The sequence below is a fragment of the Rahnella inusitata genome, assembly GCF_965118895.1.
Taxonomy (GTDB): Bacteria; Pseudomonadota; Gammaproteobacteria; order Enterobacterales; family Enterobacteriaceae; genus Rahnella; species Rahnella inusitata_A.
Genome location: NZ_CBCPJJ010000004.1, coordinates 173860 through 186108, shown reverse-complemented (window position 1 = coordinate 186108; position 12249 = coordinate 173860). Strand labels below are relative to the sequence as shown.

The 12249-nt window shown below is 52.4% G+C and carries 8 protein-coding genes; 1 reads left to right on the top strand and 7 read right to left on the bottom strand.

What is annotated here, in order from left to right:
* Positions 1-1191 carry an amino acid aminotransferase gene (locus tag ACMHLI_RS04605; RefSeq protein ID WP_413528446.1) on the top strand — a complete coding sequence of 397 codons (1191 nt, stop codon included), beginning with the start codon at positions 1-3 and terminating at the stop codon, positions 1189-1191.
* An 80-nt stretch (positions 1192-1271) separates the two neighbouring features.
* On the opposite strand, the gene ACMHLI_RS04600 is transcribed toward ACMHLI_RS04605, so the two are convergent.
* From ACMHLI_RS04600 to cmoM, 7 genes are all read right to left on the bottom strand, one after another.
* Entirely contained in the window at positions 1272-1919 is a 648-nt protein-coding gene (locus ACMHLI_RS04600; RefSeq protein WP_413528445.1) for an MBL fold metallo-hydrolase, read from the bottom strand.
* 51 nt (positions 1920-1970) lie between these two features.
* Positions 1971-2522, bottom strand: a complete 552-nt coding sequence (locus ACMHLI_RS04595) for a YcbK family protein (protein ID WP_056769288.1) — start codon at positions 2520-2522, stop codon at positions 1971-1973.
* 177 nt (positions 2523-2699) lie between these two features.
* Positions 2700-4550, bottom strand: a complete 1851-nt coding sequence (gene ldtD / locus ACMHLI_RS04590; protein ID WP_413528444.1) for a L,D-transpeptidase — start codon at positions 4548-4550, stop codon at positions 2700-2702.
* Between the two features lie 362 nt (positions 4551-4912).
* The gene (mukB, locus tag ACMHLI_RS04585; protein WP_413528443.1) at positions 4913-9364 is read right to left on the bottom strand and encodes a chromosome partition protein MukB; all 4452 of its coding nucleotides are present in this window, start codon (positions 9362-9364) and stop codon (positions 4913-4915) included.
* A complete protein-coding gene (gene mukE / locus ACMHLI_RS04580; RefSeq protein ID WP_413528442.1) occupies positions 9361-10092 on the bottom strand; it encodes a chromosome partition protein MukE in 732 nt (243 codons plus the stop codon). The genes mukB and mukE overlap by 4 nt, the downstream gene beginning before the upstream one ends.
* Positions 10073-11395 carry a chromosome partition protein MukF gene (gene mukF, locus ACMHLI_RS04575; RefSeq protein ID WP_213051035.1) on the bottom strand — a complete coding sequence of 441 codons (1323 nt, stop codon included), beginning with the start codon at positions 11393-11395 and terminating at the stop codon, positions 10073-10075. The genes mukE and mukF overlap by 20 nt, the downstream gene beginning before the upstream one ends.
* Positions 11392-12177 carry a tRNA uridine 5-oxyacetic acid(34) methyltransferase CmoM gene (cmoM, locus tag ACMHLI_RS04570; protein WP_413528441.1) on the bottom strand — a complete coding sequence of 262 codons (786 nt, stop codon included), beginning with the start codon at positions 12175-12177 and terminating at the stop codon, positions 11392-11394. Before cmoM ends, mukF begins: the two co-directional genes overlap by 4 nt.
* Positions 12178-12249: the final 72 nt, after the last annotated feature.

The following is a 12249-nucleotide window of genomic DNA, read 5'->3' as shown; positions in this document are numbered from 1 at the left end:
ATGTTTGAAAAAATCACTGCAGCACCTGCCGACCCGATTCTGGGTCTTTCCGATCTTTTCCGCGCTGACGACCGCTCTGATAAAATCAATCTTGGGATTGGTGTTTATAAAGATGAAACAGGTAAAACGCCGGTTCTGGCCAGCGTGAAGAAAGCCGAACAATTCCTGTTGGAAAATGAAACGACCAAAACCTATCTGAGCATCGATGGATTGCCTGATTTTGCTCACTGTACACAGGAATTGCTGTTCGGCAAAGACAGCGCAGTGATCGCTGAGAAACGTGCACGCACCGCGCAAACGCCCGGAGGCACTGGCGCATTGCGTATCGCAGCAGATTTTATCGCCACCCAAACCAGTGCTAAACGCGTATGGGTCAGCAACCCAAGCTGGCCGAACCATAAAAGCGTATTTAATGCTGCCGGTCTGGAAGTGGCTGAATACAACTATTATGACGCGCAAAACCACTCCCTTGATTTCGACGGTATGCTTAAAAGCCTGAGCGAAGCGCAAGCGGGTGACGTAGTGCTGTTCCACGGTTGCTGCCATAACCCAACCGGTATCGATCCTACACAGGAACAATGGTCACAGCTGGCAGAATTATCTGTCTCGAAAGGCTGGTTGCCGCTGTTTGACTTCGCCTATCAGGGCTTTGCGAAAGGTCTGGAAGAAGACGCGGGTGGCCTGCGTCTGTTCGTGGCAAAACACAAAGAACTGCTGGTTGCCAGCTCCTACTCGAAAAACTTCGGTTTGTATAACGAACGTGTGGGTGCCTGTACGATTGTTGCATCTGATGCCGAAACTGCCGATCGTGCGTTCAGCCAGGTGAAATCCGTTATCCGTGCAAACTACTCTAACCCACCGGCACACGGCGCAGCCGTCGTCGCTACAATACTGGGTAACCCTTCACTGCGCGCGCAGTGGGAACAGGAACTGAGCGACATGCGTCAGCGTATTCACCGCATGCGTCAGTTGTTCGTCACCACCTTGCAGGAAAAAGGCGCTAAACAGGACTTCAGCTTTATTATCAACCAGAACGGTATGTTCTCATTTAGCGGTCTGACCAAAGATCAGGTTCTGCGTCTGCGTGATGAATTCGGTGTTTACGCGGTGAACTCCGGACGCATTAACGTAGCCGGTATTACGCTGGATAACATGGCACCGCTGTGTGAAGCCATCGTCGCTGTGCTGTAAAAGATAAGCAACGCTGCTCCATTAAAAAAGCCCGTCAGGAAACTGACGGGCTTTTTACTGTTTCTGAGACGGGAATTAAATCACCAGACCGGTAATTCATCCTGCAGGAAAGGATTGGTTTTACGTTCATAACCAAAATCTGACATCGGCCCGTGACCTGGGATAAACACGATGTCATCGCCCAGTGGCAACAATTTGGTTTTGATCGAACGGATCAACGCCTGGTGATCTCCGCGCGGGAAATCACTACGGCCGACGCCACCTTTAAATATGACGTCGCCGGAAACGGCTAAACGCGCTTTATCATTGATGAAAACGATATGACCCGGCGTGTGTCCGGGACAATGCAGCACGGAAAGTTCTTCTTCGCCCACACTGACGTGATCGCCCTCTTCCAGCCAGGTATCGGGCGTCAGCGGGTCACAATGATCTAACCCGAACATTTGGCTTTGGGTTGGAAGCGCATCCAACAGGAATTGATCTTCTTTATGAGGACCAATCACAGGCACCTGATAATGTGCAGCCAGTTCCGCGGCAGCACCAACGTGATCAAGATGACCATGTGTCAGCAGAATTTGCGTGACCAGTACGCCCTGAGCGGAGACTTCGCGGATGATTTTGGCTGCTTCGCCGCCCGGATCGACAAGCGCGGCCTGATTGGTTTTAGTACACCAAATCAGTGAGCAATTTTGGCTGAACGCCGTGACGGTAATGAGATGGGTTTTCATAAGGCTCCACAAAATGGCCTGTCCATTTGGGCAGGCCACTAATGACACACATCACCAGGTCCTTGCAGGGCCGGTATCGATGTGCACAAAGTTACTTCGTGGATAATATCCTACACCACCCATCCGCATTTTTAATGCTGCTTTGCGGATATTGCTCAGTTCGATGCCCTGAATGTGGAAATCCATCGCCTGACCTAGCGTGTGGTAGCTATGCTTAGCCACACCACTTCCTGGTTCACGCATGCTGTTATTCGTCGCCAGCGAGCGGTAGCCAGAAATCAGCTGCACGGGTTTATTCGTTCCCCCGAGCATGACCTGTAAGCGATAGAGATGATCGAATAAAGCTGGGTCAATGGATTTCACCTTCTCAGCCCGATAGTCCCTGAACAAATGATTTAACCGGGCCAATTCATCCTTGTTGTAACGCTTTCCATCAAAAAACTCAGTTTTGAGGGTTTCGCCAGTATTAAGATTGTTAACGACCAGAATACGTGGACGAGGAGTGGAAAGAGTGGCGAAAGCACGACTCGGAAGCAATGCAATCCCCATAGCGGCACTGCCTAATGCCAGCCATTTACGGCGATGTTTGTCGATTTCATTCATGAACAGTTTACTATCCGGTAAGAGAGTCAAAAAGGTGCAATGCCAGCACCGCTTCGAACCTTAACGTCCAAAATTGGACGAGTCAAGGGACCCAAATAAGCAAAACGAGCGTGCCTGTAGCTCACGCTCGTTCAATGGCCAACTACTCTGACCTTTATCAGACTAGTTTTACTGCATTTATTGCAGTAATTTTTCTGCCTGAGGCAAGATTTGTGCGCCGGATCTCACGGTAGAATCATAATTGTAAATATCTGTACGGAATTGCGGCTTACCATCTTCCGCTACCCACGCCGTCAGATAGAACAGTTTTACGGGTATGCGATGACGAATAGACACGTAAGTCGTATTACCCCCCTGCAATGCAGAGGAAATACGCGTGTCATTCCAGCCTGCGTCCTGCAACAACATATTGGCCAGTTCGGAGGCTTTATTCACCCGAACACAACCGGAACTGAGCGCACGAATATCTTTACTGAAAAGATTATGATTCGGCGTGTCATGCAGGTAGATAGCATCGGAACTTGGCATGTTGAATTTGTATCGACCAAGGGAATTGCTCGCGCCCGGCGCCTGACGAATGCGATAAGGAAAATGGCTCGGTGATACCATGGCCCAGTCAATCATTGTCGGGTCGATCACTTCGGCATCATTACTCCAGCCGGATAACACCTGATAACCGTGCTGCTGAAAATACGTCGGATTATTGCGGGCTTTCGGCACGATATCTTCACGCACTAACGTCGTCGGCACGTTCCACGGCGGGTTCACCACCACATTATTTAATGCGCTGCTCATCAGTGGCGTTTTACGGCTTGGGCGGCCAACAATTACCCGCGATGACAACACTTCATTACCGTTAAGATAATACGTCAGCTGGTAGTTCGGAATGTTCACCATGATACCGGTGTTCACATTGCCCGGCAGAATACGCAACCGTTGAATGTTCAGCGCCAGCAAGGTAGCACGCAGCTGCGGTGATGAATTTAGCCACTGGCGCGTACGGGCACCGATAATGCCATCCGCTTCCAGCCCCTGCCATTTCTGGAAACGCTTAACGGCTTCGACCAGTTCCGGCGTGTACTGATTGTTGGATACCACAACAGGTGCCGCCGGAGCCGGGCTTTCTGCTGACTGGACCGTTGGCAGAACGTCTTGCACAGAAGTCGCCGATGGGCTCACCGCTGGCGTAGCTGCCTGCGCTTTGTCGGCGCTTTCATCAACCGAAAGATCGTCATTTGCCGCGCTGCCTGGGACGTTTGGTGCGATAGTTTCATCCGTCGGCTTCGGCGCTTTGGCTTCCTCTGGCGGCGCGACCATCATGCCGGTGCGGTTGAGAATTTCACGCAGTGCAGGAATGTCGTCACTTATCTGATCCGGACGCAGGCTGGTCGCCCCGGTTATTACCGGCCACGGGCGATTATCCGCCAGCATGGTCTTCAGCGCATCGTGCATTTTTGCATAATAAGGATGTTGCGGTGTCAGCGTCGACAAATACTGTGCCGTCGTGCCCTGACGCACAGCCAGCTGCCACTGATTAATAACTGTCAGCGGTGGTGTCGTCATTTTGTAAGGCACATTGCTGTAAAGCCAGGTATCGCCTTTGGCCTCTACGCTGCTGGTGAATTGCAAATAGCCTAGCATCGCATCAGACAGCACGACGTCGCGTGCCATGCCAGTGACTTCGGGATCGGTCAGCCATCTTACCCATTGTGTAAACTGCGGCTGAATACCGGAAATAGCCAGTTCTGCGAGCTGCTGCTGAAATATCTGGACGGTTTCCCGGTCCTTCCACATAGGCTGCATATGGTTCGATGCATAGAGTGATGAGAGGGAAGACAAATACAGCGGACGAATGCCACGCGGTAATAGTTCAGCTTGTAGCTGGCTCATGCTCTGTACACTGGAGAGCGTGGCGGTTCGCACCGGCATGTTCGGTACTGTAGCCCAGGCAGTAAACCACGGCGACAGGCCGCTTGCCAGCAGGCAGCTGGCCACTAAAAACTTGAGAGACCTTTGATTCATCAACATCTTCCCTTGCCTCCCGGTAAATTGCTCAATTTCATCCCCGAAATATTCCAGCGACACTGTAATTAAGTATATAAAGAAAATTCATTTTTTGCGTAGAAACTCAAGTAAATAGAGCCCTCGTCTAACCTAAAGACTCTAAGCCAGCAACCAGCCGAAATAAAGCTTTCATTAAAGGTTTCCGTACTGTTTTTAGCCAGTCGATTACATTTCAACCGATGCATCAGATATTTCTCGGCAGATATAAGTACCCAACGAGAACTCACAGTAATACATAATTTAAGTGAATGAAAAAACGTAAAAAAGCCCCGGCATTATAGCCAAGGCTTTTGAAGTTCAGGAGAAAATGTTGTCTGAAAAAGAGATCAGGAAATATCAGCTTCCGTATTTGCCAGCACCGGTAATTCAGGTGGCGCAAAACCACGCAGCCCCACAACGTGTACATGTTCATTGTTACCAAACATCTTACGTACCAGTTTGTAGGTCGTGCCTTTTTCCGGGCTAATGTTTTCAGGTGCAGCGATGATCAGCTGCATTTCCAGGCGGTCACATAGCTCGAACAGCGTAGCGATGGATTTAGCATCCAGACGCGCCGCTTCATCCAGGAACAGCAGGCGACACGGTGAAATGTCTTTACCGCGCATACGGCTCGATTCGTCTTCCCAGCTTTGAACCACCATAACCAGAATCGACATACCGGTACCGATAGCCTCACCCGTCGACAGTGCACCACTCTCTGCACGTAGCCAGCCGTCGGAACCCCGGTTAACCTCCACTTCCATCTCAAGATAGTTGCGGTAGTCCAGCAGCTCTTCCCCAATGGTTTGCGGCGTGCGCTGACCCATATCGATTTGTGGATTAAGGCGCTGATACAACTTCGCCAGCGCTTCGGAGAAGGTCAGACGGTTGCTGCTGAACAGATCCTGATGCTGTTCCTGCTGTTCGGAAAGCACATCCAGCAAACCAGCATGGGCTTCGCGCACATTAACGTTCAGACGAACGCTTTTCACCTGACCGAATGCCACGGCCTGCAGGCCCTGGTTCAGCTGGCGAATACGGTTCTGCTCGCGCTGAATTGTTTTTCGGATGATGTTCGCCACGCTTTTAGAACTTATCGCCAGTTGTTGCTCGCGGGCGGTCAGTTCTTCCGTCAGGCGACCCAGTTCAATTTCCATCTGTTCGATGGCTTCCACCGGGTCATCGGTGCGGATAATATCCTGACGGATACGCTCGCGCAGATGCTGATACACGGCGATATAAAACTGAATTTTGCGTTCCGGACGTTTCGGATCTTCAGACAAACGCAGTACGTCGCGCAGATGCTCGTTATCCGATACCGCCAGACGCAGCGCACCCAGTGATTTATCCGACATAGAACGCAGTTCGTCGCCATCCATGTACGCAAGTTCACGACGGTGAAGACGACGCTCAACCCCGTTGTCTTTCACCAGGCGCATCACCGCACACCAGCCAGCTTTCGATGTCACCACCTGCTCGCGGCTCTGATGGTAATCGCGTTCAAGCTTACGGAGTTTCTTCTGCAAATTGTCCATTTCGGCTTCGCAGAAGGTGATCTGTTTTTCAAGTTGATTGCAGCGGGCACGGTTGGTGCTGAGTGCGACATGAAGTTCATCGCGACGGGTTTTGGCGCGCGCTTCGGCATTCGGATCGGCCTGAACGCCGATATCCTGCAACTCCTGACCCAGCTCTTTAAGCATGTCGCGCTTGGCATCGAACGAACTCTTCAGCGAAGCCAGAACCTGACTGTATTGCGTGAATTGTGCCTGATGCTGACGCATTTGCTCACGCGCGCGGGTACGTTCCGCTTCCGCATGTTCAAGACGCTGGCGCAGTTTGTCGTTGAGGTCAGCGTTTTCATTTAACATGCCGGCAGAGTCGGTGTAGCTGAAATGCGTGCGGCGCTGAACCACCTCGGTCAGTGCAAAGGCCTGTTGTTTCGCCAGACGCTGCGCGTGCTGTGCCTGCGCGTAATCTTCCTTCAGCTGTTCGTGCTGTTCCGGATCGCTTTGCAAGACCGATACCAGCGGTTCCAGCTTGTTCAGAGAAATGCCGTGCTGCTGAATGAAACGGGCAGCGTCCTGCGCTTCTTCCATTTCATCGCGGATTTCTTCCACACGGTCAATCAGCGTTTCATCGCACAGCAGTCCAACGCGCGGCTGCAATTTGTTGAGCATGCCGACAGCCTCTTTCGCCTGCTCGTACTGCTGACGCTGCTGCTGATTCTGGCCTTCATGCGCGTTCAGTGCACGTTCCAGCTCACCGCGGCGGCCGCTCAAAGTACGAATATCCGCTTCCGGATCGGCATCAAAGGCAACGGCCAGATGGCTGCCGATAAAGCGGCTGAACGCCTGATGCGCACGCTGAATTTTCTGCACGTCAAACGACAGCGTGGCATAGCGCTCGGACAGACTTTCGCGCTCTTTATGCAACGTTTCCAGACGGCTCTCACGCGCCGCACGGCCAAACAATGGCACCTGCGGGAAATGAGAATAGCGCCACTGGCGATCGCCTGTTTTTACCAGTACCGCGCCCTGCATTTCATCGACTTCGAAAACGTTATCATCGAAGGATTGCGGATCCCCTTCGATCAAATACAAGTCTTCCGGACAATCGTCCAGACCGTCTAACTGATCGCGGATCAGCGATAAATCAGGTACCACAATCGCGTGGCGCGACGGACCGTAGAGCGCTGAGAAGTAAGGCGCGTCGTCAATGGTTACGTCATCATAAATCTCAGACAGCAACACGCCACCAAAACGCTCTGCCAGCGCGATCATGCGGGAATCTTCTGCACCACTCGGCTGGCTGAGGCGGGTAATCTGGCCTTCAATGCGACGTTTACGCGCAGCCACTTCGTCACGTTCAACGGTGGTGTCGCGTTCGCTTTCCAGCAACTGCTGCATGTACTCAGTCACCTGCTGGCTGTTTTCCAGCGGCTCTTTGCTCTGCTCGCTTAACTGGCTCAGGGCTTCCTGAGCTGCCAGCCAGACCGGCGCGCGGGCAGTCAGTTCGCGGATACGCGCCTGAGCCTGCTCTAATTCCTGACGCATTTCCATGCGACGCTCGCTGGCCTGCGATACCACGATCTGCAATTCTTCGATCTGCACTTCCAGCTCGCGCTGCATTTCGTCCAAATCTTCCGGCTGGACGTCCTGTCCGGTACGTTTGCAAAATTCCTGCAACTGACGCTCAGCGTCCTGTTGCTCACGCAGACGACCTTCCAGTTCGGAAAGTCGCATCCGCAGCGGTTCAACGCGTTCTGCCTGATGCACCTGCGATGGCCATTCGCGCAGTAACTCACGCGCGGTTTTCCAGGCATCGCTGCGGCTGACTTCACCGGCAATTTTCACCACCAGCTGATAAGCCGTTTCGAACTGGCTGTGCGCGGCTGACGCCACACTCATTTTTTGCTCGAGCATCAACAGGATATCTGTCGCTTCCTGTTCCTTGCTCTGGAAGGTTTCCAGCCACTCTTCGCTGTTCTGCGTGGTCAGATCGGGGATCTGGCACAGCTCACGGGCGCGTTCGATTGCCTGTAACGCCTGCTGATACTGAATCGCACGGGTTTGTTGAACATCCAGCGCCTGCTGGTAATCCGCTAGCTGGCTTTTCAGTTCATCCACTTCAAGCTCGGCCGCTTCTGCACGAGCCTCGTGCTCGGCGTGCAGCTCACTGGCTTCTGCAACCACTTCGTTCTGCTCTTCAAGGCGATAGGTCAGCTCTTCGAGGTCGCTTTCGTAACGCTCGATTTTTTCCTGCTGACGCATGGCGGTCTGAACCAGGCTCAAGTGGTCGCTGGCGGCCTGATAATCAGTTTCCAGATCGCTTTGTGAACCGCTTTGCTCAGCCAGTTCACGCGCCATTTCAACGTGGCGATATTGTTCACTGGACAGCTGTTTACGGCTCGACAGCAATTCGTTACGTAATACCAACGCGACATCTAAATGTTTACGGCGTTCGTTGGCATGACGCATATAGTCGGCAGCCACGTAGGAAGTAGCTTCAGAAATCAGATGCTTGAACAAATCACGGTCGGACTGCGTAACGCGGATCGCTTCAAGCGTCATGCGGTTTTCACGCAACGCAGCTTCCATATCCTGGAAGGCTTTACGTACGCCACTGTTTTCCGGCAACAGATAGTCGCGCAGAGAACGGGTGATGGCGCTGGAAATCCCGCCGTACAGCGAGGCTTCAATCAGACGATAAAACTTGCTGCGGTCGGACGCCGAACGTAAGCGACGCGGGATCACGCCCAGATCGAACATCAGCGCGTGGTAGTCCGTGATGGAGTTGAACTGCTTAAACTGCACACCTTCCATCGCTTCGACGCGGTCTTTCAATTCCTGCAAAGACAGTACGCGCGCCTGACGCTCCCCGACGGTTTCGGTCAGCATTTCGGTCGGATTCACCGCGACCGGCAGGCCCTGAATCGTAAAAGGTTTAATGTCTACTTTGCGATCGCGCCCGGCGATTTGTTGCAGGCGAACCCCGACCACAACGCGCTGATGGCGTGAGTTCACGACGTCCAGCACCGAGTAACAGACGCCCGCACGCAATTTACCGTGCAGACCTTTATCGCGCGAACCGGAGGTCGCACCCGCTTCAGTGGTATTACGGAAATGCAGCAGCGTAAGATCGGGGATCAATGCCGTAACGAAGGCTGCCATGGTGGTGGATTTACCCGCACCGTTACCGCCTGAAAGCGTGGTGACCAGTGAATCGAGGTCAAATGTGCGGGCGAAAAAGCCGTTCCAGTTAACCAGCGTCAGTGAGCGAAATTTACCGCGTTCAATCATTCCTGTTCATCCTCTGAGCTCTCGCGTACTTGCTGTCCGGCCAGCGCTTCACCTTCTTCGGGTTCGTCATTTAATGACAACGCACTGTCGACGGGCATTGCTTCGCCGTCACGGATCATCCGCAACTGGGCTTCACGAGCATCATCTCCGCTGCGGACATCGGCGCCGAAACGGAATACCGCTTCAGTGATACGGAATTTGGTACTGTCGACCCCCATGAAAAACACCATACCCAGACGGCGCAGACGGTTCAGGGAAGTCCTGACTTTATCCTGCAACTTCTGACGGTCTAAATCCGAGCCGGTTGAGCGCTGGTTAACGTATTTCAGCAACTTGTTTTCATCGGCCAGGCTCAGCAACTCGTCATAAAGCTCCTGCTGAGTGAAAATACCTTCATGCGCCAGACGCTCGGGGCTGAGATACAAATAACAGAGAATTTTCCCGACCATCATGTCCAGCTCAGATAAGACTGAACGCGGAATAAGCGTGGTGGAACGCGGACGCAAATAGAAGAAACCTTCCGGCGCGCGGATCAATTCCACGTGATAGCGGCTGTAAAAGAGTTCCATTTCTTCCTGGTAGTCCATCAGGAAGGCATGGTTATCCAGTTCATCAATGCCGATGTGGCGGCCAGAACGTAACTGGCTGTCGAGAGCAGGAAACACTGAGTTCGCCAGTGCCTGCGCCAGCTTAGCTGGCATTATGTGTTCAATATTTGTCGATGACATGGGCCTGCACCTTGGCTCCGTAATCATTGATTGCCTGCCATTCGGCGTGCAACCCTGAAAAATCTGCTTCAGCCACACCAAGGCGTACAGCCTGGTCGACCACAATTCGCGCGACATCAAAGTGTCGGGCACGCGGATACTGTATGAGATATTCGCGCATCACCATGCCCAGATTGAGCGGCGTTTTCTGTTGTTGGTAAACTTGTAATGCCTGTTCAATCAATGCCGCAAGTTGTTCGCGGATTTCGTTAAACTCTTCAAATTCGAGATCAGGCGGAAGTTCGCCGGTCACTTCTTCGCTGCGCAGCGCCAGTTCTTCGTCACGCATATCCAGCAGACGGTCCGCATTGGCAAAAGTCAGCGTCCATGGCTGATCGAAATAATTTTGCACCGACTGACGCAGCCGCTGAGCAAATACGCGATTTTTATCCATGTCGATCGCAGTACGGATAAATTTATGCACGTGACGGTCATAGCCGATCCAAAGGTCAATCGCCTGCTGGCCCCAGCTGGTGATTCGGTCAAGTTTGTTCTGCAAATCGAAGACCAGCTTGTCGACAAAACTCAGATCCATGTCGATCATCGTAGCGTCCTGAATGCGCATCAGATGCGCCTGCAACAGATCACCCGCTGCTTCCAGCGTATCCTGCAACTCACGCAGCGTACCGGAGGTTTCTGACAGAAGAAGTTCACAACTGGAGATGGCCGCACGCCAGTCTTTGTTGAGCAGGCCGGCGATGTCGTCTTTCACGCCCTGCTGCTGTTCATCCATGATGCGCTGTGTCATATCAATGCTGTCGAAGATTTCAGCGACCGAGTATTTGAGCGGTGCGTAGACATTACGATGCCAGTGGAAATCATCGCCGCCTTCGTCAGCGGCATCGGCCGCACGCTTGAGTTCCTGCGCAACAATAGATAGCTGCATAGAGAGACGCAGCGTAGAAAATTCTCGCTGACGGATATAATAATCTGAAATGCCGATCGCCAAAGGAGTCAGGCGATAAATGGCATTGCCGTCCGCCAGCTCACTGACAAAACGGTTGAGCAAACGCTGACGCACCATATCATTGATGGCGTTATTGGCACGCACGGTGACGGTCTCGTTGGTCTGCTCAAAACCTTTGCTGACGTGACGAAATGCATCGACCAGTTCACCCTCACTCATTTCCCCATCAAGGCGCTCGCTGTTTAATGTGGCAATCGCCAGAAGAAAAGCCAGCCGCTCCGTTGGCAGCGAAATTGAGAAATCATTTTTCCGTGCCCAGGCGACCAGTTCGGGTACAGTCTGGGAAAATTCACTCATAATTCGTCCTTCAGAATGGGTTTATGCGCCATCACGTGGATGTAACGTCCCAAACTAACAAAAGGTTCCTGGCGGCAATAACGCTGTTCCAGCGCCAGAAGCTCGTCAAAATCCTGTTTATGTTGTTGTCTGTTTCGCAAATAATCGTGGAACACTCTAACACCGGTCTTACCGCTTATCTGCATCCCGAGCTGCTCAAGCCACTGATAGACCTGCGCAGGTTCAAGCGGATGATCGGGTAACAATGAACTCTTTTTAATTTTTGGCACGCCGGCTTCAACATGACCGAAGTTGCCGAGGATCATATGCCGCATGACCAGACCGTGGATATTGTAAAACATCAGGGATAATGCGCCACCCGGTGCAAGACAATCGACCAGCGCAGCCAGCGCCTCCTGCGGTTCGGCCAACCACTCGATGACAGCATGGAACAATATCAGATCAACCGGCTGTTCCAAATGTTCTGCAATGTGCTGAGCGGGGCATTGTACAAATTGCATGTTACCGCTCACACCTTTTTCAATCGCCGCTGCCTGGGCGCGACGGATCATCTCACCTGAAAGATCGCACAACAAGACCTGATGTCCTAAAGCGGCCAGTTCACAGGCCATTTGTCCCTCGCCGCCACCCGCATCTAAAATGCGCAGCGGCCGCTGAGGCAAACTTTTCATCAACTCCTGCAGATCCTGACCCAGCACAGCCTGACGGATACGTCCTTTCGTTGTGCCGTAGATATTGCGCGAAAATTTTTCGGCCATATCGTCAAAATTACGATCCTGCATGAAGTGTTACCTGTTCGCGGTTGAGCATTTTGCTGGAAACATACCTGCTGAATAATTCATAGTACAGCTATG